Annotated in this window: 19 protein-coding genes, 1 tRNA gene and 1 pseudogene; 8 read left to right on the top strand and 13 right to left on the bottom strand. The window is 46.1% G+C overall.

Going from position 1 to position 22,623, the window contains the following annotated elements:
* The first annotated feature begins 361 nt into the window (after positions 1-361).
* Together H8K52_RS00760 and H8K52_RS00755 are read left to right on the top strand one after the other, a co-directional pair.
* Positions 362-1,033 carry an aminopeptidase P N-terminal domain-containing protein gene (locus H8K52_RS00760; RefSeq protein ID WP_186920604.1) on the top strand — a complete coding sequence of 224 codons (672 nt, stop codon included), beginning with the start codon at positions 362-364 and terminating at the stop codon, positions 1,031-1,033.
* Complete coding sequence (locus tag H8K52_RS00755) at positions 1,030-1,770, top strand: M24B family metallopeptidase (RefSeq protein ID WP_186920603.1); 741 nt, start codon at positions 1,030-1,032, stop codon at positions 1,768-1,770. The genes H8K52_RS00760 and H8K52_RS00755 overlap by 4 nt, the downstream gene beginning before the upstream one ends.
* Before the next feature lie 116 nt (positions 1,771-1,886).
* Here H8K52_RS00755 and H8K52_RS00750 read toward each other — a convergent pair whose 3' ends face one another.
* A complete protein-coding gene (locus H8K52_RS00750; RefSeq protein ID WP_186920602.1) occupies positions 1,887-2,672 on the bottom strand; it encodes a LytR/AlgR family response regulator transcription factor in 786 nt (261 codons plus the stop codon).
* The gene (locus H8K52_RS21770) at positions 2,669-3,787 is read right to left on the bottom strand and encodes a histidine kinase (RefSeq protein ID WP_186920601.1); all 1,119 of its coding nucleotides are present in this window, start codon (positions 3,785-3,787) and stop codon (positions 2,669-2,671) included. Before H8K52_RS21770 ends, H8K52_RS00750 begins: the two co-directional genes overlap by 4 nt.
* Positions 3,788-4,291: 504 nt before the next feature.
* On the opposite strand from H8K52_RS21770, the gene H8K52_RS00740 reads away from it, so the two are divergent.
* A complete protein-coding gene (locus tag H8K52_RS00740) occupies positions 4,292-6,187 on the top strand; it encodes an ABC transporter ATP-binding protein/permease (protein WP_246464173.1) in 1,896 nt (631 codons plus the stop codon).
* A gap of 434 nt (positions 6,188-6,621) precedes the next feature.
* On the opposite strand, the gene H8K52_RS00735 is transcribed toward H8K52_RS00740, so the two are convergent.
* The 5 genes from H8K52_RS00735 to H8K52_RS00715 form a co-directional block, all read right to left on the bottom strand.
* Positions 6,622-6,698, bottom strand: a tRNA-Arg gene (locus tag H8K52_RS00735).
* 96 nt (positions 6,699-6,794) lie between these two features.
* Positions 6,795-8,132: a phosphoglucosamine mutase gene (glmM, locus tag H8K52_RS00730; protein WP_186920600.1), complete on the bottom strand. Its 1,338-nt coding sequence runs from the start codon at positions 8,130-8,132 to the stop codon at positions 6,795-6,797.
* 50 nt (positions 8,133-8,182) lie between these two features.
* Entirely contained in the window at positions 8,183-9,061 is an 879-nt protein-coding gene (folP, locus tag H8K52_RS00725) for a dihydropteroate synthase (RefSeq protein ID WP_186920599.1), read from the bottom strand.
* Positions 9,062-9,135: 74 nt separating this feature from the next.
* Complete coding sequence (gene ftsH, locus H8K52_RS00720) at positions 9,136-11,016, bottom strand: ATP-dependent zinc metalloprotease FtsH (protein ID WP_186920919.1); 1,881 nt, start codon at positions 11,014-11,016, stop codon at positions 9,136-9,138.
* Positions 11,017-11,215: 199 nt separating this feature from the next.
* Positions 11,216-11,860, bottom strand: coding sequence for an RlmE family RNA methyltransferase (locus tag H8K52_RS00715; protein WP_186920598.1), 645 nt, complete (start codon positions 11,858-11,860; stop codon positions 11,216-11,218).
* A 32-nt stretch (positions 11,861-11,892) separates the two neighbouring features.
* Between H8K52_RS00715 and H8K52_RS00710 the strand changes: the two genes are divergently transcribed.
* The gene (locus H8K52_RS00710; RefSeq protein WP_186920597.1) at positions 11,893-12,399 is read left to right on the top strand and encodes a YhbY family RNA-binding protein; all 507 of its coding nucleotides are present in this window, start codon (positions 11,893-11,895) and stop codon (positions 12,397-12,399) included.
* Between the two features lie 166 nt (positions 12,400-12,565).
* Here H8K52_RS00710 and greA read toward each other — a convergent pair whose 3' ends face one another.
* From greA to carA, 3 genes are all read right to left on the bottom strand, one after another.
* Complete coding sequence (greA, locus tag H8K52_RS00705) at positions 12,566-13,042, bottom strand: transcription elongation factor GreA (protein ID WP_186920596.1); 477 nt, start codon at positions 13,040-13,042, stop codon at positions 12,566-12,568.
* A 187-nt stretch (positions 13,043-13,229) separates the two neighbouring features.
* Positions 13,230-16,448 carry a carbamoyl-phosphate synthase large subunit gene (gene carB, locus H8K52_RS00700; protein ID WP_186920595.1) on the bottom strand — a complete coding sequence of 1,073 codons (3,219 nt, stop codon included), beginning with the start codon at positions 16,446-16,448 and terminating at the stop codon, positions 13,230-13,232.
* Positions 16,441-17,616 carry a glutamine-hydrolyzing carbamoyl-phosphate synthase small subunit gene (gene carA / locus H8K52_RS00695; RefSeq protein ID WP_425507517.1) on the bottom strand — a complete coding sequence of 392 codons (1,176 nt, stop codon included), beginning with the start codon at positions 17,614-17,616 and terminating at the stop codon, positions 16,441-16,443. Before carA ends, carB begins: the two co-directional genes overlap by 8 nt.
* Positions 17,617-17,979: 363 nt before the next feature.
* Between carA and rsxB the strand changes: the two are divergent.
* Positions 17,980-18,660 (top strand): annotated as a pseudogene (rsxB, locus tag H8K52_RS00690) (electron transport complex subunit RsxB); the annotation flags it as partial.
* A 23-nt stretch (positions 18,661-18,683) separates the two neighbouring features.
* On the top strand, positions 18,684-19,331 hold the full coding sequence (nth, locus tag H8K52_RS00685; protein ID WP_186920592.1) for an endonuclease III: 648 nt from the start codon (positions 18,684-18,686) through the stop codon (positions 19,329-19,331).
* A 60-nt stretch (positions 19,332-19,391) separates the two neighbouring features.
* Here the strand turns inward: nth and H8K52_RS00680 are convergent, their stop codons facing one another.
* Positions 19,392-19,976, bottom strand: coding sequence for a malonic semialdehyde reductase (locus tag H8K52_RS00680; protein WP_186920591.1), 585 nt, complete (start codon positions 19,974-19,976; stop codon positions 19,392-19,394).
* A gap of 155 nt (positions 19,977-20,131) precedes the next feature.
* On the opposite strand from H8K52_RS00680, the gene H8K52_RS00675 reads away from it, so the two are divergent.
* Positions 20,132-20,563: a DUF1841 family protein gene (locus H8K52_RS00675; RefSeq protein WP_186920590.1), complete on the top strand. Its 432-nt coding sequence runs from the start codon at positions 20,132-20,134 to the stop codon at positions 20,561-20,563.
* A gap of 58 nt (positions 20,564-20,621) precedes the next feature.
* On the opposite strand, the gene H8K52_RS00670 is transcribed toward H8K52_RS00675, so the two are convergent.
* Both H8K52_RS00670 and H8K52_RS00665 read right to left on the bottom strand, forming a co-directional pair.
* A complete protein-coding gene (locus H8K52_RS00670; protein ID WP_186920589.1) occupies positions 20,622-20,966 on the bottom strand; it encodes a c-type cytochrome in 345 nt (114 codons plus the stop codon).
* 12 nt (positions 20,967-20,978) lie between these two features.
* Positions 20,979-21,299 carry a c-type cytochrome gene (locus H8K52_RS00665; protein ID WP_186920588.1) on the bottom strand — a complete coding sequence of 107 codons (321 nt, stop codon included), beginning with the start codon at positions 21,297-21,299 and terminating at the stop codon, positions 20,979-20,981.
* A 276-nt stretch (positions 21,300-21,575) separates the two neighbouring features.
* Between H8K52_RS00665 and H8K52_RS00660 the strand changes: the two genes are divergently transcribed.
* Complete coding sequence (locus H8K52_RS00660) at positions 21,576-22,430, top strand: AAA family ATPase (RefSeq protein WP_186920587.1); 855 nt, start codon at positions 21,576-21,578, stop codon at positions 22,428-22,430.
* The last annotated feature ends 193 nt before the right edge of the window (positions 22,431-22,623 follow it).

The following is a 22,623-nucleotide window of genomic DNA, read 5'->3' as shown; positions in this document are numbered from 1 at the left end:
TCGAAACAAAGACCTAGAGATTGTTTTGTTCTTGCTCACTTGCTGCCGATGAAGAAGTGTCTATTTTTATCATGAGTGGGATCAATCAAAAAGAGATCACTCACGGTCTAGCAGCCATGAGTGGCGGTAAACTTAGATCGAAATACAGCTGAAAAAGCTGACTAATGAGGGAATTGAAGCAGCTTTAGCGAACCTCTTGAATGTTAGAGTCTCGTGACACACTTGGCAAAATTCATCCTCTAGAGTGCGTTTCTTGTATGAATCGCCATTTTTGTCGTAGGATAGGGAAACTACCTTGGCATCTTTATGTCCAAACCAGCTAAATCAATGTGTGCACTACCCCAAAAAAAATGGAGACTACATGACCAATTCCCGCTTACTCACTCTGTCTGCCTTCATGTTCGCGTTGTTTGCGCCGTTTGGCACGAACAGCCTGGCCGCACCAATCGAAGTCGCCAAGCAGAGTTTCCATGCCAAGCGTTTACCAGCCAGTTTTTTTGCAGGAAACCGCGCTCGTCTATTAGCTGAGCTCAAGAAGATGGGCCCTGGCACAATCGCGGTGATTAAATCGATGCCCGAGCAAAACCGCAACGGTGATAGCACACACATGTACCGTCAAGACTCCGATTTTTACTATCTCACCGGTGTTGAAGAAGCCGAAGCCGTTGCGGTTTTGGATGCTGACAGTAACGAGGGGTACTCCCTGTATGTGAGGAAACGGGACCCACGTCGGGAGGCTTATGATGGCGTGCGACTTGGCGTTGAAGGCGCACTAAAACTCGGCGCGAATAAAGCGGAGTCATTTCCCGCTGCTGAAGAGCAATTGAAACTCGCCGTCAACAAAGCGCAACGGGTCGTGTTGATATCCAATTTCGATGAAGAGTTTCGCCGAAAGGTCCTTGATTGGGTCTACCCTTTTGGCAGCGACAATAATCATGCGTCCCATAAACGCATATTGGTCGATGGCCGCAATCTCGCAGCGGAAATGCGCCTGATCAAACAATCTGCTGAAATGGCCATCTGGCGGCAATGAAGGCTTCCACTAAGGCGAACAACGAAGGGGAAGTCGCCGCGGCTTTCCAAGGTACGGTGCGTCGTTTAGGTGCTCGTTTTACGGGTTATGACACCATTGCCGGTGCTGGAACAAATAGCTGCGTCCTGCACTATCTGACGAACGATCACGATATCGAAAAAGGCTCGGTAATGTTGCTAGATGCGGGCGCCGAAGTCGGCTACTACACAGCTGATGTGACACGCACCTGGCCGGTCTCTGGCAAGTTTTCCAAAGAGCAGAAAGCAATCTACGATTTGGTATTGAAAGCACAAAATGCCGCGATCGATTTAGTCAAGCCTGGTCGCAAACATCATGAAGGCTATGATGCCGCGATGCGAGTTTTAAGCGATGGCCTAGTCGATCTTGGCATTCTTACTGGCGATAAAGAGAGCGTCTACAAGAGTGCTGCCTATAGCCGCTTTAGTATGCACGGCATCAGTCATTGGATAGGACTCGACGTGCATGATACGGGCAACTATCAACAAGAACCTGGTAAGCGTGGAGGCAGTCGCGTTCTTGAAGCGGGGATGGCATTAACGGTAGAACCAGGAATCTATATTCCGAAAGATGCTCGCGATATCGATGCAAAATGGCGCGGTATCGGTGTCCGTATCGAAGACGTTCTGTTAGTCACACCAGATGGAAATCGCAATCTGAGTGACAAACTGCCACGTACGGTTGAAAGCTTAGAAGCAGTATTAAATCAACGCGATTAATATCGTAGAGCACCTAGTCATCACGCCATATCGCTGACGTGACGTTCAAGGCATGGATAGCAGTTTTCAAAAAATATTAGGAAACGCTATCCAACCTAGTCAGAATTAAAACAAAATTACATCTGCTTAAAGTGGTGTAAGTAGCTGCGACTAACAGGCAATTTTTCATCCCGCCCTTTCATATAGATTGTCGCCGTTTCATTTTCACCGCGTGTGACATGGCTGACGCTATTCATATTCACCACAACCGAACGATGCACTTGTATGAAGTAAGTGCCATCGAGTTGATCAAGTAGCTCTTTTAGCGAAGAGCGTATCAGTGCCTCCCCGGCCTTACCATCATCGTCACGCCAGGCAATCAAGGTATACTTTTCATCCGAACGCAAATAGTCAATATCCTCGACTGGGATCATACGTAATGATTGTCCCACCTGAGCTTTAAGCCAACGCAAAGGCTCTGGCACTGCCTTTTTTTGCAGACGCGCCTCTAGTTTATCGAGTAAAGTTTCGATATTGGGTGCCTCCTGAGCTGCACCCAAGCGTTCTCGCAGGCGCATTACGGTATCTGCCAAGCGCGTTGGATCAACTGGTTTTACCAGATAGTCCAAGGCACCTTGCGCAAAAGCCTCAACCGCATATTCGCTATAAGCAGTCACAAATACTAGGTGCGCACCGCGACCAATTTGACGTGCCGCTTCTACGCCGCTTATGCCCGGCATATGAACGTCGAGAAAACAAACAGTCGGCTTGTGTGTCTCATACATTTCAACCGCTTCCCGACCATTTCGCGCCTGCGCCACAATGTCTAATTCAGGCCAAGCTTGCGCAAGCATACGCGTCAAAGAACTACGCAACAAAGGCTCATCGTCAGCGATTAAGGCAGTAGGACGTGTAGCGTTCATTTGGAACTCCCTGAATCTAAAAATGCGTTGGCAATCGGAAAATTGAGTTCCGCACAAAAACCGTGGGGGACAAGCCCAGTCAAGCGTAACTGCGCATCGCCGGCATAAACCAATTGCAAGCGTTCACGCAAGTTTGCCAAGCCAGTACCTAGACCTTTGCTCCCATGCTCACCTTGAGCATTTTGCACCATACCGACACCGGTATCGCTGACTTTCGCGAGGCAGCGCCCCTCATGTAGACGCACCGTCACATCAATTTGCCCGCCCTCCTCACTGGGATCAATGCCGTGGCGCACGGCGTTTTCCACTAAAGTCAGCAAGCTCATCGGTGGGCATTGAATCTTTAACGCAGCCTCATCTACATGGATAAAAAACTGCAATCGGTCTGGCATTCGCATGTGCATCAACTCAAGATAGGCACGTACCAATTCTAGCTCCTGTCTCAGTGTGGTGGCCGCATTGTTCAGATTCGGAACAGCAGCGCGTAAGTAGGCGATCAAGCTATTCAACACTGCCGAAGCCTGAGAAGAACCAGAATCGACCAATTCTCGAACATTCGCCAAAGTATTGAACAAAAAATGCGGCTCAACCTGCGCCTGCAACAAGCGCAAGCGCGAATCAAGTGCATTACGAGCAAACTCACTACGCTCCAATTCGAACGACAGAGCCTGACTCTGAGCCTGACCATTGATATGACGATACAGCGCCGACATCGCAATCCAAGGTGAAAATAGCAAGCCAGCGCCTATCATTTCACCAAATCCAGATAATTTATTCTTATTCTCGTACCACGGTGTCGCATCACCAAGGGTTGTTAGTATGTAGGCTAGTACAGCCGCAAATGGTACGACAATCGCCACTGCTGCAACTTGAAGTACCCACCTCGCAACCCACCGAGGCAAGCGTTTTGGCCAACGCTCAAAGACACCAAAGACGGTCAATTGAACCATGCCGATTAAGGCTAGACGCGTAAATATCGTAATCCACCACGCCGCCCAGGTGAATTTCATCATGATGCTCAGAATCAGGCTCACCAACAAAACGACCCTTACACGGCGCCAACCAAATAAGGGTGGCTGGATTGGTGGTAAAGGTAATGAATCAGAATTATTCACGGTCGTATCTTTTCAAGGCAAAGGAGAATTTGGCATGCAGACAAAAGCCAAATCGATAAATAAACAAAGTATAGATGCAGCTTATAGGACTAGTTTGGGCAATGTTATCTCCCTCTGACCGGTCACGTTTTACGCTGATCAAATTGCGCTATGCAGTGACGAATGACAGCGAGCTGATCAGCACGCGATTCGGTTGTGAGACCATTTCCACTAAAGCTAAAACATCGATTGTTACGTAACAGCCGTATTCCGAATTCTACTTGCAAATATTGGCGGATAACAGCAATCGCATCATGTTGACTTGGATGCGTATCGACCTACATCTATGGTGTATCGCATCAATGGAACCGTTTCTAACCCGACAGGATTGTCCGATAGTGGTCGATGGTTTTGGCCGTGCACAAACATGTTTTTGGAGTCACTGCACTCCGCTTTGTAGAGACATAAGAGGTGCCGAAATTTTATCGTTAATCGCTCAGTTTTTTTATCCGGCTAAGCAGGACTATGTCCGGTTCCGCACAGAACGATATCACGCCAGATCCGATACTGAAGAAGAACCATCCACAGAATCTGACCATGACTATCTTAAGCGACATGCGCCCCAATGTGGAACCCGATGGTGTGCCACCACCTAAGAAGCGCCGTACCGCGTTCTTGTCACTGCATGCGTGGCAACAATTCATTGCTGTCGCCAAACCATACTGGCTGGGTGGAGAATGGAAGACAGCTTGGACCCTCTTGGTGCTGCTCATCCTTTTAATGCTATTTGAAACCAAGTTCGCCGTGATGCTGAACGATCAGGCCGGAGAAATGACCTCGGCACTGGCGGCAAAAGATGGCGTGCGCTTTTGGGCCTCCGTGCGAACCTGTCTGATTGTGCTGGTATTTGCAGTGCCGACCTACGCTTTCTACTATTATATGCGCGACCTATTCGCGAACCGATGGCGGCTCTGGCTCAGCGGGCGTTTTCTCGACGGCTATCTAACAAATCGTCGATACTACGCACTTAGCGCAAACCGCAACTTGGATAATCCAGACCAGCGCATCAGCGAAGACATTAATACTTTTACTGGTAGGTCCATCAACTTCCTGCTTATTTTTTTGGGATCTGCCATGCAACTAGTAGCGTTCAGCGCTGTGCTATGGTCAATTTCCCATTTGCTTGTCGGCGTATTAGTGATGTATGCCCTCATCGGTACCGGCACCGCACTTTATGCTTACGGCAACCCATTGATTCACCTCAATTTTTGGCAACTTCGGCGCGAGGCAGACTTCCGTTACAGCTTGATGCGTGTACGCGAAAATGCCGAGTCGATTGCGTTCTACCGCGGCGAGGCGCAGGAACGCACACACATCGACAGCAAGCTTCGCCGGGTCATCCAAAACTACGACAAACTAATCAAGAAGCAGCGTTCACTCAATTTGTACCAGCGCACGTTCAGTCAACTCACATTGGTGTTGCCAGTCGTGATACTTGCCCAGCAAGTCTTATCGGGCGAGCTTGAGGTAGGTCGAGCAACACAGGCGGTCGGCGCATTTACAGCCGTTCTTGGGGCGGTAGGGATGATAGTGGAAAACTTTGAGAGCCTGAGCCGTTTCGTGGCTGGCGTTGGTCGCCTGCAGGCTTTGTCTGACCTAGTATTGCCAAAGCTAACACCCGCGTCGGCAACTAAAATTGAATCCGCGCGAATTCAACTACGCCCCGGTACTGAGCTCACATTAGAATCAGTCACCTTAAGTCCGCCACAATCTCAGCGTGTGCTTATTAAAGACCTGAGCCTCGTCTTGCGACGAGGTGAAGCACTGCTTATCACTGGCGATAGCGGCTGCGGGAAAAGCTCGCTCTTACGAGCAATCGCCGGATTATGGGACACAGGCAGCGGCCTCATTCACCATCCGCCATTAAAGGATTTTTTCTTTTTGCCGCAGCAACCTTACTTACAGATGGGTTCGCTGCGCAGCCAACTCATCTACCCTAGTGTGAAGTCGAAACTCACCGACGAGCAATTGTTAGAAATTCTGAATCAAGTGTATCTACCGCAATTGTCGGAACATGTCGGAGGGCTATCTGCAGTCCATGACTGGGAGAAGCTACTTTCCGTCGGCGAGCAGCAGCGTATTGCATTCGCCCGCATTTTGGTTCATGCGCCTAGCATTGTCATTCTCGATGAAGCAACCAGTGCGCTTGACTGTGCCAACGAATCAGCTCTATATGCGCGTCTGCGTGACAGCGGCGTGACACTGATCAGTATCGCGCATCGCCCCGGCGTACTGCAGTACCATACCCATGTTTTGCAGTTACTAGGTGATGGCGCATGGAAGCTACAAGATGCGAGTGTTTTCCAGTTTGACGCAACATTTGTACAGCCTGCGCATTCCTTACGCGCTGCAGCAGCGTAACGAGCGAGTGCGATTATGAGTTATCGTGAGCGAAATCAAGGCGCGGAACCCGTGACCAACTTCATTCTTTGGATCCGATTGAATTTTGACTGTACGATTAGATACAAATTAACCGCAAAGAAGACTAAGTACAAACAACACCTAGCTATCAGCACCCTTTTGTAGAACGGTGCGCAAGCCACCAAATTGAAAGCCGGATGAATAATTAAAAGAAATCGACTTTGGCAACTTATGGACTCACCGAGACTATCGCCAAAATAAATTTGGTTTCAAATGGAAAAAACGGACTAGTTCGCTTGTCTCCAAACTGCGCGATCGGTTTTTTTCTTCAATCGACTTCCCGTCCACATAGTTCACAAAAAGCCCACAAACAAAAAAGCCAACCTGCAAGGATTGGCTAATATTTTGTAAGCAATTGATTTTTATTGATTTTTTGGTGCGTCGGGAGGGGTTCGAACCCCCGACCCATGCCTTAGAAGGGCATTGCTCTATCCAACTGAGCTACCGACGCACATTCTTTTTAGACCTTCGCGGCCTAAAAATCAGAAGGCTGAATATTACAGTGTATCGCTACTAACATCAAGAATCATTACCCTATAATTGGAAATTAAGCGATGCAATTGGCTAAGCGACGCGCCATTTTATTCGCAATTTCCGCACTCGATGTTTCCACCATTACGCGAACTAATGGCTCAGTTCCTGATGCTCGAATCAGGACACGTCCCTGCCCTGCCAATTCTTTTTCTACTTGCGTTTTTTCCGCTACCAATGCTGCATTCGTTTGCCAATCAAAGCCCGGCGTGACGCGCACATTAATTAGTACCTGTGGAAACAATGTGAGGTTTTCAAAACATTGATCCAATGATTTACCATTGCGCTTCAAAGCGGATAAGACTTGTAGCGCAGATACGATACCATCGCCAGTCGTGTGTTTATCTAAACACAGCAGATGTCCCGAACCCTCGCCACCTAGCAGCCAACCTTGTTGCTGCATTTGTTCTAGCACATAACGGTCGCCGACTTTCGCGCGAATGAAGCCGACACCCAATTCTTTAAACGCAAGCTCAACCGCCATATTGGTCATCAAAGTACCAACAGCGCCAGCAACCGGGCCAATCGCCATACGATCTAAAACCATCAAATAAAGAAGTTGATCGCCATCGTAAATTTTGCCATTTTTATCGACCATCACAAGACGGTCAGCATCACCATCCAGCGCAATCCCTAAATCTGCGTGATTTGCGCGTACCGCTAATGCCAAAGCTTCGGGTGCTGTCGCGCCAACGGCATCATTAATATTAAAACCATTGGGATGATTACCGATTGAAATAACTTCTGCACCTAACTCATGAAACACGTGAGGTGCAATATCGTAGGCAGCACCATGCGCACAATCGACAACAATCTTTAAACCGCGTAAATCCAACTCGTTCGGATATGTACTTTTGCAAAACTCGATGTAACGACCGTTCGCATCATCCAAGCGTTTTGCCTTACCCAATTTATCAGAGCTCACACACTGCATTTCAAGATCGAGCTCAGCTTCTATCGCTAATTCGATATCATCTGGTAGTTTTGTACCTTGAGCCGAGAAAAATTTAATCCCATTGTCATCATAAGGATTATGCGAAGCAGAAATCACGACACCCGCTGACAAACGCAAGGCACGTGTGAGATAGGCGATCGCCGGCGTTGGCATTGGGCCAGACAACATGATGTCAACGCCAGCCGCGGCGAAGCCAGCCTCAAGAGCAGCTTCCAGCATATAGCCAGAAACCCGCGTATCTTTACCGATCAAAACAGTCGGGCGTGCGTGACTTGCCGTATCTAATTTCGCTAGCACTTTCCCTGCGGCATAACCGAGTCGCATCACGAAATCTGGCGTAATCGGGCTGACGCCAACTTTGCCACGGATTCCATCGGTACCAAAATATTTACGAGACATGTCTTTCCCCTCTTATTTTTTTAAATGACTAGATTTTGTTTTGATTTTCTTCAGGCAATCTTGATGGTATTGGCTGCATGCCATACCTTTATCGCATCAACCGTCTCGGCAACATCATGCACCCGTAAAATGCGCGCCCCCTGTGCCATAGCCGCCAATGCTGCCGCGAGACTGCCCGCCATACGATGCTCTACCGGTTTGCCAGTGATTGCACCTATCATGGTTTTGCGCGAGATCCCCGCCAATACGGGAAACCCTAATTCCTCTTGCATCACATTGATATTTTGTAAGAGCTCGATATTATGTTCCAAGGTTTTGCCGAATCCGAATCCGGGGTCAACACTAATACGATTTTTCTCAACGCCTACAGCCTCCAACTGATCACAACGCTCGCGCAAAAAAGCGATAACGTCTTGCGTCACATATTGGTAACTTGGTTGTTCTTGCATGGTTTCGGGCGACTTTTGCATGTGCATCACACACAAGCCAACATCGCTGTCTGCCACTGCCGCTAGCGCTTGCTCAGAGTCAAAACCACGAATGTCGTTGATCATATCTGCGCCAGCGATAATCGCTTCACGCATCACTTCTGGCTTGTAAGTATCGATCGATATCGGCTTACCACAATCACGTAAAGCATAGATTAATGGAATCACCCGCTTCAGCTCTTCGTCCAATGGCAAAGGCTTTGCACCTGGACGACTTGATTCACCGCCGATATCAATGATATCAACGCCATCTTCGATCATTTGCTCTGCATGCGTGATCGCGTGATCTAAGGATTGAAATTTTCCACCATCAGAGAATGAGTCGGGGGTGACATTCAAGATTCCCATCACCAGTGGTTTGAACAATGTTCTCATGGCGTTGGTATGCGCCACTTTCATTGAAAAACGGTATCTTCCACATTCAAAAAACGGTGTTAGCATAAAACAATCGCTCTAAAAATGAAGGGTGAGGATTTCTCCTCACCCTCTCATAAATTAAATTATTTTTTTAAAACTTAGGCTGGCGCTGTCGCACTCGGCGTGACACCGCCTGGTGGCGTGTCAGAAGATGACTTAGGCGCTGCAGTAAATGACTTTGGTGGATGTGGTTCCACTCCGTTCATGATGTCATTGATCTGCTCAGCATCAATGGTTTCCCATTCAAGCAATGCTTTTGTCATCGCTTCAACCTTGTCGCGATTTTCCTCTAACAGTTGACGGGAAATCGCATATTGCGCATCAAGAATAGCGCGAATTTCTGAATCAACTTTTTGCTGAGTTGCTTCGGAAATTGTTTTAGACGAGCCGCCAAAATAACCGCCCTCTTGACTGTCTTCGTAAACCATTACGCCTAATGTGTCGGACATGCCAAAACGAGTGACCATCGCACGTGCCAATTTCGTCGCGCGAGAGAAATCATTCGACGCACCAGTCGACATTTGACCAACAAAAATTTCTTCTGCAATACGACCACCAAACAAGATTGCAATTTCTTCCAGCATCTTATCTTTGTAACCGCTGATCTGGTCATGTTCAGGCAACTGCCAAGTCAAACCGAGCGCATTACCACGTGGCATGATGGTGACTTTATGAACAGGATCTGCTTTCGGCAAGAGTTTTGCAACCACTGCATGACCTGATTCATGATACGCCGTATTACGACGTTCATCTTCACGCATGACCATGGATTTACGCTCAGGTCCCATGTAGATTTTATCTTTTGCATCTTCAAAATCTTGCATCTCAACCAAACGCTTGTTGCGGCGTGCGGCAAACAAGGCTGATTCATTGACTAAATTAGCCAAATCAGCACCAGAGAAACCAGGCGTACCACGAGCCAAAATATCAGCACGGACGTCAGGTGCGATAGGCACTTTGCGCATGTGCACATTGAGAATCTGTTCACGACCACGAATGTCCGGCAAACTGACTGTCACTTGACGATCAAAACGGCCTGGGCGCAATAAGGCTTTATCCAACACGTCAGCGCGGTTAGTTGCAGCAACTACGATGACACCAGAGTTAGGTTCAAAACCATCCATCTCCACCAGCATTTGATTCAAAGTCTGCTCACGTTCATCATTACCGCCGCCCATGCCTGCACCACGGTGACGACCGACCGCATCGATCTCATCGATGAAAATAATACATGGTGAATGTTTTTTCGCGTTGTCGAACATATCGCGTACACGAGAGGCACCCACACCGACAAACATCTCGACGAAATCAGAACCTGAGATAGTGAAGAATGGAACTTTTGCTTCACCTGCAATCGCACGTGCCAACAAAGTTTTACCAGTACCTGGAGGACCAACCATCAAAACACCGCGTGGGATACGTCCACCGAGTTTTTGGAATTTACTTGGATCCTTTAAGAAATCAACGACTTCGCTGACTTCTTCTTTCGCCTCATCGCAACCAGCCACATCCGCAAAAGTCACGTGATTATTGGTTTCATCGAGCATACGTGCTTTCGATTTACCAAATGAAAATGCGCCGCCTTTACCGCCGCCTTGCATTTGACGCATAAAGAAAATCCATACACCGATCAACAACAACATCGGCCCGTATGAAATCAAAATTTGACCCAGCAACGATGGTTCTTCTGCAGGCTTACTATCAAATTTGATACCGTTATCGACCAAGTCTTTTGCCAAACCTTTATCGAAGATTGTCAACTGGGCTTTAATTTTTTTATCATCAATTGTAGTGGCGACCACAGTACGATTACTGTCATCAATTAACGCTTCCTTGATGCGCTTTGAACGCACCTCATCTAGAAACTGGGAGTAAGGAATTGTCACTGCATTTGCAGCTAAATTTTTACTGTCAAATTTATTGAACACCATAAAGAGCACTAAGAGGGCAGCGCCCCACATTGCAATTTTGGTTAACATTGAATTATTCACAAAAACTCCTCAGGTGCAAATTTTGCACAAAAAGTCGCGGGTAAAATGACGCGCGAAAATACTAGCACTGGTAAATGTTTATTCTACTCGCATTGAATACAGCTTGCTGGACAAGATATGCAGGCACAGTTGACAATTATCAAGAGTAAAACAGATGAAATATTGATTTTTTTCACCTTTTTCCTCGTTAGCTAGGATGTTTCAAGCCTTTTCCTAACAAAAATATCTCAGATGACTTGTCTTTGCTGGCTTTCGGCTTTTTATTCGCTACGGTATGAAATTCGTTTTTGAACAAAGTCACCAAAGTATTATAGCTGGTGCCATGAAAACACTTTACCAGCAATGCACCATTTGGCTTTAGATGTGCCTTTGCAAATTCGACTGCCAATTCAATAATGTATTCAACGCGAGCGCCATCTACGGTGCCGTTGCCGGATAAATTTGGAGCCATGTCGGACAAAACAACATCGACTTTTTTGCCGTGTAGCTTTGCTTCCAATTGGGATAAGACATCCTCTTCGCGAAAATCGCCTTGAATGAAGTTAACGTCGGCAATAGGTTCCATCTCTAATAAATCCAAAGCATAGATTTCGCCGAGAATGCCGCCACCCTCTTTACCTGATAACTTATTCCTAACATACTGCGACCAGCTACCGGGAGTCGCTCCCAAATCGACGATAATCTGACCAGATTTGATCAATTTTTCGGTTTCGTCGATTTCTTTGAGCTTATAAACAGCCCGTGAGCGATAGCCTTCTTTTTGTGCTAATTTCACATAAGGATCATTAATATGATCGTGAACCCAATTTTGATTGAATTTATTCTTGGCCATTGGCGTAAAATACTGCTTTTAAAGGAATTTATATGTCAAACGACGCATCAACTGCAAAAATCAAACCAAAATCAAAACTCACACCAGCTGAACGTAGTGAATTACGTGCTGAAGCGCATGGTTTCAAACCTATCGTTATCATCGGTGAAGCTGGACTCACACCGGCAGTAAAGAAAGAAATTGATGCCAGCTTGAATTCTCACGGACTAATCAAGGTTCGCGTCTTTGGTGATGATCGTGAAGCACGCGTGGCAATGTACGACACTATTTGCGAAGAACTCGATGCCGAGCCAGTTCAACACATCGGCAAATTATTGGTGATCTATCGTCCAAAAATTGACGGCATTAAAGAAACAAAATTTGTAAAACGTGGCAAAGGCTTGCGTGAAGTGACTATTGTGAAGCCTAGCGCAAGTGGCACGAAAAAACCATCTGTTTCTAAAGTTTTAGTCAAAGGCAATGAGCGTGTAACCCAAGGCGGCACAATCAAGCGCGCTAAACCACGTCAATCCAGCGTCAAGAAAACTGGTAGAGACTAAGTTCGATCTCTTTGACTAGCTTCGACTAGCGCATTAGCTACTAACGTTAGTACCGTTATTATCAAAGAGGGGCGCAAACTTGCGCCCCATTTTTTAGTACTAATTTAGTCTCGCGACTTCACAGTGTTTTTTGCGAAACTTGCGCCTGCAAAGTTCGCGTCAAAGTTTAGATGTACAAGACATCCAAAATTTCATACTCACGCACACCAGCTGGTGCTTGTACACCAACCACATCACCTGCGTACTTACCAATTAAGGCACGCGCGATTGGTGAAGTAATCGACACTTTATTCAATTTCAAATCGGCTTCATCTTCACCAACGATTTGATATTGAACTTTTTGTCCATTTTCTAAATCTTCCAATTGCACAGTTGCCGCAAACACCACGCGACCTTCTGCATCCAATTCAGTCGGATCAATAATTTGTGCTGCACTCAATTTTCCATCGAGTTCAGCAATACGACCTTCAATAAAACTTTGACGCTCTTTAGCAGCGTCATATTCGGCATTTTCAGACAAATCGCCTTGCGCGCGCGCTTCTGCAATCGCGTTGATCACATCAGGACGTTCTTTAGTCTTTAGTTTGTGCAATTCTTGCTTGAGCAATTCTGCACCAAATTTAGTCAGGGGTACTGTACTCATAGCTATCTACAATATATAAGTGAAAAATCAGGTAAAAAATACTGGGATAAATATCCCAAGTTAAAAAACAAGATGGATTGCCATCATGCCTAAAAGTAGAGAGGTCACAAGAACAATGATGACTCATTGTTGATTGTGACCTCTCGGTGTGCGCTTCCCCATTAGTCAGGGATTCGCCGGATTGCGCTTAGTGTAAAGACTTATGCAGACCTTGTAAATCATAGACATGCAATTCATCCAAATGACGCATACCTTCTACCGCAGCTTCTGCACCAGCGATCGTGGTAATTGTCGTTGCGCCAGACGCTAAAGCAGAGACGCGAATCGAACGAGAATCAGCAATCGCATTGCGTTTTTCTTCAACGGTATTGATGACCATCACGACTTCACGGTTTTTCAAAAGATCAACCACGTGTGGACGACCTTCGGCGACTTTATTCACGGAAGCACAAGTCACACCTGCTGCTGAAATTGCCGCTGCAGTACCTTTGGTGGCGACCAATTCAAAGCCCATCGCTACCAACTTCTTAGCGATGTTAATTGCACGTGGCTTATCGGCATTTTTTACGGTCAAGAATACTTTACCGGATCGAGGTAATTTAACACCCGCGCCTAATTGCGACTTAACAAAGGCTTCACCGAAAGTCTTGCCAACGCCCATGACTTCACCAGTCGATTTCATTTCAGGTCCCAAAATCGTATCGACGCCAGGGAATTTCACGAATGGGAATACTGCTTCTTTCACGCTGAAATAAGATGGAATCACTTCTTTGTAAATACCTTGAGAATCCAAAGACTGACCAACCATGCAACGCGCCGCTATCTTCGCCAATTGCAAACCTGTGACCTTAGAAACATAAGGCACAGTGCGGGATGCACGAGGATTCACTTCCAGCACATACACGACATCTTCACCATCTTTTTGCTGAATCGCGAACTGCACGTTCATCAAGCCAACAACGTTCAAACCTTTTGCCATCAAACTGGTTTGACGTTTTAATTCATCAATCGTTGCTTGCTTCAAGGAATATGGTGGCAAGGAACATGCAGAGTCACCAGAGTGCACGCCAGCTTGCTCAATATGTTCCATCACGCCGCCAATGAAAGTGCGCGTACCATCGGACAAACAATCCACGTCAACTTCGATCGCATCATTCAAGAAACGATCTAACAATACTGGCGAGTCGTGTGACACTTTGACCGCTTCACGCATATAGCGTTCAAGATCGCGTTGCTCATGAACGATTTCCATTGCACGACCACCCAAAACATAGGACGGACGAACAACAAGCGGATAACCAATCTCTTGCGCCAAAGCGATCGCTTCATCTTCTGTACGCGCGGTACGATTTGGTGGCTGACGCAAACCTAATTCATGCAACATCTTCTGGAAGCGTTCACGATCCTCTGCTGCATCGATCATGTCTGGTGAAGTACCGATAATTGGTACGCCATTCGCCTCTAACTCCAAGGCCAATTTCAATGGGGTTTGTCCGCCGTATTGCACGATCACGCCAACTGGCTTTTCCAGATCAACGATTTCCAAAACGTCTTCTAACGTCAATGGTTCAAAATACAAACGATCCGACGTGTCGTAATCAGTGGAAACGGTTTCTGGATTACAGTTAACCATAATCGTTTCGTAACCGTCTTCACGCATCGCGAATGCCGCGTGCACGCAGCAATAATCGAATTCAATACCTTGACCGATACGGTTTGGACCACCGCCCAAAACGATAATTTTTTTCTTATCAGTTGGCGCTGATTCACACTCATCTTCATAAGTGGAATACATGTAGGCTGTCTTCGTTGCGAACTCGCCGGCACAAGTATCAACACGCTTGTAGACTGGGCGTACATTCAAAGCAATACGTTTTTCGCGAAGTGCCGTGCCTGTCGATTTCAAAAGCTTAGCAAGACGACGATCAGAGAAACCTTTTTTCTTCAACTTCAACAACAAGTCTTTATCAATGGCGTCCAGGGATTGCGTTTCTAGCCACAATTCGATATCGATGATGTCTTTGATTTGGGCGAGGAACCATGGATCGATGCGCGTCAATTGATGCACTTCTTCCATCGTAAAGCCTTGCGCGAATGCGTCACCGACATACCAGATACGGTCTGGACCTGGCGCACCGAGTTCTTTTTCCAAGACTTCGCGGTCGGTGGTTTTTTCATTCATACCATCAACGCCAACTTCCAAACCGCGCAAGGCTTTTTGGAAGGATTCTTGGAAGGTGCGACCAATTGCCATCACTTCACCGACTGACTTCATCTGTGTCGTCAAACGGTTATCCGCTTGCGGGAATTTTTCGAATGTGAAGCGCGGAATCTTGGTCACAACGTAATCGATAGACGGCTCGAACGACGCTGGGGTTTGACCGCCAGTAATTTCGTTGCGCAATTCATCGAGTGTGAAACCAACTGCCAGTTTCGCTGCGATTTTCGCGATTGGGAAACCTGTTGCTTTTGACGCCAGTGCAGATGAACGTGACACACGTGGATTCATCTCGATGACGATCATACGACCATCAGCAGGATTGACTGAGAACTGTACGTTAGAACCGCCCGTATCGACACCAATTTCACGTAAAACAGCCAAAGAGGCGTTACGCATGATTTGGTATTCTTTGTCTGTCAAAGTTTGTGCTGGCGCAACGGTGATCGAGTCACCTGTATGCACGCCCATTGGGTCTAAGTTTTCGATCGAGCAAACGATAATGCAGTTGTCTGCTTTATCGCGTACGACTTCCATCTCATACTCTTTCCAACCGATCAAAGATTCTTCAATCAATAATTCATTCGTTGGTGACGCTTCTAAACCGCGTTTGCAAATCGTTTCGAATTCTTCTTCATTGTAAGCAATGCCACCGCCCGTACCGCCCATCGTGAACGACGGGCGAATGATGACTGGGAAGCCAACTGTTTTTTGCACAGCCCATGACTCTTCCATGCTATGAGCCACACCAGAACGCGCAGAACCCAGACCAATTTTGGTCATCGCATCTTTAAACTTAGAACGATCTTCCGCTTTATCAATCGCTTCTGGGGAAGCACCAATCAATTCGCATTTATACTTATCCAGCACGCCATGCTTATGCAAATCCAAAGCGCAGTTCAATGCAGTTTGACCACCCATCGTCGGCAAGATTGCGTCCGGACGCTCTTTGGCGATGATGCGCTCTACCACTTGCCAAGTAATCGGCTCAATGTATGTCACATCGGCCATTTCTGGGTCAGTCATAATGGTCGCTGGATTGCTGTTAACCAAAATAACTTTGTAGCCTTCTTCGCGCAAAGCTTTACAAGCCTGTGCACCAGAATAATCAAACTCGCAAGCCTGACCAATGATGATAGGACCAGCGCCGATAATTAAAATACTTTTTATGTCTATACGCTTAGGCATTTGTGTTCTTCTCCAACTTTGCGGTCTTCATCAGTGACGTGAAACGATCAAACAGGTAGGCAATATCATGCGGTCCTGGTGAAGCTTCAGGATGACCTTGGAAACAAAATGCTGGTTTGTCTGTACGGGCAAAGCCTTGCAAAGAACCGTCAAACAAAGACACATGGGTAACACGGCAGTTATCAGGCAAAGACGCTGCATCCACTGCAAAACCATGATTTTGTGAAGTGATCAACACTTGTTTGGTATCGAGATCTTGTACAGGATGATTCGCGCCATGATGACCAAACTTCATCTTCAAAGTTTTTGCGCCAGACGCCAAAGCCATGATCTGATGACCTAAGCAAATACCAAAAGTCGGAATACCTTTTTCAATCAATTCTTTAGCCGCTGCGATCGCATAATCACATGGTTCTGGATCGCCTGGGCCATTCGACAAGAACACACCATCAGGATTCAATGCCAACACATCTGCCGCCGTCGATTGCGCTGGCAAGACGGTTACTTTGCAACCGCGCTCTGCCAACATACGCAGAATATTGCGTTTCACGCCGAAGTCAAAAGCCACCACGTGGAATTCTGGATTACTTAATTTGCCGTAACCTTGACCGAGTTTCCATTCAGCTTCTGTCCATTCGTAGGACTTAGCCACTGAAACCACTTTCGCCAGATCCATACCGGACAAGCCGGGAAAGGATTCCGCCAATTCCAAAGCTTTTGCAGCATCTTTGCCTACCAAAATCGCACCACCCTGCGCACCTTTTTCACGCAAGATACGTGTCAATTTGCGCGTATCGATACCCGCGATAGCAACGATGTCTTGTGATTTCAGATATTCCGACAAAGACTGCTCAGAACGGAAATTCGACACCAGCAAAGGCAGATCTTTGATGATCAAACCAGCGGCATGAATTTTGTCGGATTCGACGTCTTCCGCATTCACGCCTGTATTACCGATGTGCGGATAAGTCAAAGTGACGATTTGGGAACTATAACTAGGGTCAGTCAAGATTTCTTGATAACCAGTCATGGAGGTATTGAAAACAACTTCACCGATCGTCTGACCAGTGGCGCCAATGGATACGCCCGTAAAAATCGTGCCATCAGCGAGGGCAAGAATAGCGACGGTATCGGGATTGGTACTTAAGGACTGCGGAATGGGCAGCAAGGGCAACTCCTGTAGTGTTACCGCCGTTGCGCGCCAAAACATCGATCGTTACTTGCTGTTCTCAGAACACCGCTTTAATAACAGAGCGCTATCCGGAGAATGAGAAACAATCAAAGTAGAGAGTGATTTTTTTTGGATATGCGCTACGACGAGATTTGAATAAGCTAAACCCTCGAATTATAGCGCAAACGACGCCCACAGGCAATCGTCGAATTCTTTCCAAAAAGTACTTTTCGTTTTTTAGCAGCGATTCGATTGCACAAACAAAGAGCAAAACTACAAAATTTTACAAGAAAAATGCCCTGCGTTTATTGTCCAGCCTCACCTTTGCGCGGATAATGCAGCCTTTCTCGTTCAAAGAACTCAAAAGCCGTGGCATCGACTCTCGCTGATCAAATCAATAATTTATTGCCGCAAACACAATGCACAAAATGTGGATACCCCGCATGCCAGGCATACGCCAATGCGATTGCTGATGGCAGTGCTAACTACAATCAATGTCCGCCGGGCGGGCAAGAAGGCATCAACAGACTCGCAAAGCTATTAGGCAAAACAAGCATTCCATTGAATCCGGCCAATGGCGCGGAAAAGCCTCGTACCGTCGCCTTTATTGAAGAAGCTGCCTGCATAGGCTGCACACTTTGCATACAAGCCTGCCCAGTCGATGCCATCATAGGCGCAAACAAACAAATGCATACCGTGATTCCAGAACTATGTACTGGCTGCGATTTATGTGTAGCTCCCTGCCCTGTCGACTGCATCACCATGATTCCAACTTCAGGCACGTCGACTGGTTGGCAAGCTTGGGCACAAGAACAAGCCGACAGCGCCAAGCAACGCTTCCATCAAAGAGAGATGCGCTTAATACGGGAAAAGCAAGAAAACGAAAAGCGCTTACTCGCAAAAGCACATGAAAAACTTAAACTCGTGTCACTAGAAACAGCAGAAACGCAAGCAGAGTTAGACGAAAAAGAGCGCAAGAAGAAAGTCATCGCTAACGCCATCTTGCGCGCTACCGCAAAAAAAGAAGTGCAAGCCAAATAATTGATAAAGATTACTTAATTCTCATGAATGCCAACAAACGCTTAGAAATCTTTACTCGCTTACGAGCACAAAATCCACATCCAACCACAGAGCTTGAATACACTACACCGTTTGAACTATTGATTGCGGTATTGTTATCCGCCCAAGCGACGGACGTCTCCGTCAACAAAGCGACCAAACGACTTTATCCTGTCGCGAACACACCGCAGAAAATGTTTGATTTAGGTGTTGACGGCTTGATTCCCTACATACAAACAATAGGACTATTTCGCACCAAAGCGAAAAATGCCATCGAGACTTGTCGAATTTTGCTAGAACAACATCAAGGCGAAGTACCACGCACGCGCGAGGCTTTAGAGGCACTACCCGGCGTTGGTAGAAAAACTGCGAATGTCGTCCTCAATACGGCATTTGGAGAGCCGACTATCGCGGTAGACACGCATATTTTCCGCGTTTCCAATCGTACCCGCATCGCACCGGGCAAAAACGTCGATATCGTCGAAGAAAAACTATTGAAGTTTGTACCGAATGATTTCAAACTCGACGCCCATCACTGGCTGATCTTGCACGGTCGTTACACTTGCATCGCCCGTACACCAAAGTGCTGGAATTGTATGATTGCTGATTTATGTGAATTCAAACAAAAAACGCCCTTACCAACAAATGTGTAAGAGCGCTTTTTGATGATGCTTACCGACATGAAATCGATAAGCACTGAGGCGATGATCGATTTAAACGATTTGGCAAGCCTCATCAAAATCCAAGCGTGGTGAACGCGGGAATAATTTTTCAGAATCACCATAGCCAATACTGCAAACAAAATTGACTTTCACTGGTGTATCAGCAAAAAAAGCAGCATTGATTTTTTCTGCATCAAATCCTGACATAGGACCACAATCCAAACCTAGGCCACGTGCAGCCATCATCATGTAAGCGCCTTGTAAGCTCGAATTTCTGAAAGCCGTTGCCTCAATATTTGCCTGATTACCCTCAAACCAAGAACGAGCATCCGGCGCATGTGGAAATAACTTAATTAATTTTTCATAAAAAGCCAAATCCATACCGATAATTACAGTCACCGGCGCTTGACGCGTTTTTGCAGCGTTACCAGGCGACATACAATCAACCAATTTTTCTTTTTGCTCTGCCGATTTTACAAATACAAAACGTGCTGGGCATGAATTTGCTGAGGTTGGCGCCCATTTCATAGCATCGTAAATCGCCTGAATTTGCTCGTCGCTAACGGGCTTATCTAGCCAAACATTGTGCGTACGGGCGGAAGAAAATAACAAATCTAATGATTCTTGATTCAACATAATGGGATCACTTTACATAAAAGAAGTCGCGATCATAACCGAAAAAAGATTTCCCTTCATTGACCATGCACGACGCTCAAGCAAGCAGAGGCCACGGCAACCTCAGATTCCCAGTAAAATATCAGACTCCGAATAGATATCTGACCAAGTAAAACATGTTTAATCCCAGTCAAGACGATGTACGCCGCTTTTTTTGCGAAACCTTTCGCAAATATCATGCAAAAGAAATTCTCACTCCGCTAGAAACGATTGCAGCCGACTGGATTTCTCAACATCCCGAATATGCCGATGACTTCGGCGATGTCGAAGCGGCATTGCAACGCAACTATAGTGTCGATTCAGGCAAAACCAACCCATTTTTGCACTTATCAATGCACTTAACCATTGCTGAACAAGTAACAATTAATCAACCTCAAGGTGTTCGTATCGCTTACGAAGCATTAGCACACAAAAAGAATTCCATCCATGAGGCGCACCACGAAATGATGGATTGTTTGGGCGAAATGATTTGGAATTCGCAACGAAATGGTACCCCGCCAGATGGCGAAGCCTACCTATCCTCATTAATGAAACGAGCAGGAAAATAAGGGCGCTGCCAATAAAAAAAGCCACGACATGCGTGGCTTTTTTTATTTAAAACAGATTTTATTTCTTTAAAACCAAACTGCCTTTTAAGCTAGCAAAATAAGCTGAGATGTTTTCAATATCAGCATTACTCAATGTTTTTGCCTGCGCTTCCATGATCGCATTACTACGACCAGCAGTACCGACAGCTCCACGCTGATAAGCTTTCAAAGCGTGAACCAAATAATCTTTATGTTGACCCGCTAACTTTGGGTAACTAGGGTCAATTGGCTCGTTGTAATTTGCACCGTGGCATGAAGCACAGTTAAATTTTGCAGCAGCGACCTTGCCTGCTTCGATGTTACCAGCAGCAAATGCACTAGCAGAGAATGTCAGCGATAAAGCAACTAAAGCGATTTTTTTCATATTATCCTCAGCTTATTTTTGTTGTGCGTAGTATGCAGCCAAATCAGCAATATCCTGATCGCTCAAGCTACCTGCGATACCGCGCATTGATGGATGCTTGCGATCGCCTTTACGATAGGCTTTCAATGCGTTTTCAATGTACTTTGCAGATTGTCCACCAATCATAGGCACTTGATACACTTCAGGAAAAGTAGCTTTATAACCTGGGATCGCATGGCAACCGATACACATCGCCACTTTGTTTTCTGCGGCTTTCGCGTTACCAACAACTTCAGCCGACACAGCGACCTGTGCGACGCTCGCCAAAGCGAGTAGAGCAAATAATTTTTTCATATTAGCTGAGAGAAAATAATCAGGAAAATCAAAACTGCGATTTGATCGAAGTCAGCATTTTAGCCGATAACCATTATTTTTGCGCAAATTTCATGTGCATTTCAGACACAAATTACCTTCATTAAGAGATTTCAATAAGTTATATGCAAACACAATTCTATAACTTTCTCGATTCGAGGCTTACTACCAGAATCACCTCGCCCGACATCCTGACAAGATTTTATGTTTATACTCACGACTCAATCTTTTCGAATGCAATAACAGCAATTAACTTTCATGAAAAATACTCGACGCTTTGACGGTGCGGATAATTATGTCGCTACCGATGACTTAAAACTCGCGGTCAATGCAGCACTCACTTTACAACGACCTTTATTGATTAAGGGTGAGCCAGGCACAGGTAAGACCATGTTGGCAGAAGAAGTGGCCGCTGCATTGGACATGCCACTGCTCCAGTGGCATATCAAGTCCACTACCAAGGCGCAACAAGGCTTGTACGAATACGACGCAGTTTCACGCTTACGTGATTCACAATTGGGCGATGAGCGCGTCAAAGACATTCACAACTACATAATCAAAGGCGTGTTGTGGCAAGCCTTCAATGCCGATGAGCCAGTTGTTTTGCTCATTGATGAAATCGACAAAGCTGATATTGAATTTCCCAATGATTTATTGCGCGAATTGGATCGCATGGAATTTTATGTTTATGAAACGCGACAAATGGTACGCACCAAACATAGACCATTGGTAATCATCACCTCAAATAATGAAAAAGAATTGCCCGACGCATTCTTACGCCGGTGCTTCTTCCATTACATTAAATTCCCAGACAAAGAAACGATGCAGGCGATTGTTAATGTACATTTTCCGAATTTAAAAATTGAATTACTCAACAATGCATTAGAGGCATTCTATCAATTACGTGAAGTCAATGGACTCAAGAAGAAGCCATCGACGTCAGAGCTAATCGACTGGCTCAAGTTATTGTTGGCGGAGGATATACCCGCCGAAGCTTTACTTTCCAAAGAAAATAAAAATACCGTTCCGCCGTTACATGGCGCGCTTTTAAAGAATGAACAAGATGTGCATTTATTTGAACGATTAATGATGATGTCGCGAAATCATCGCTAACACCAAATTTTAACCATTAAAAAAGCCGTCAACATTGACGGCTTTTTTACGCTAACACTCAATCAAACTGATTAGTTCTTCGATTGATCAACCATCTTGTTCTTCGCGATCCAAGTGCACTTGAAGGCGAAAAAAAAGTCACCCCTGCGGGTGACTTTTAGCCTTCGAGCAGCGCACGCATACTTGCGTGCGC

It is taken from the genome of Affinundibacterium seohonense (assembly GCF_014284305.1).
GTDB classification, from domain to species: Bacteria; Pseudomonadota; Gammaproteobacteria; order Burkholderiales; family Burkholderiaceae_D; genus Undibacterium; species Undibacterium seohonense.
This window is presented reverse-complemented; position numbering and strand designations above follow the sequence as displayed.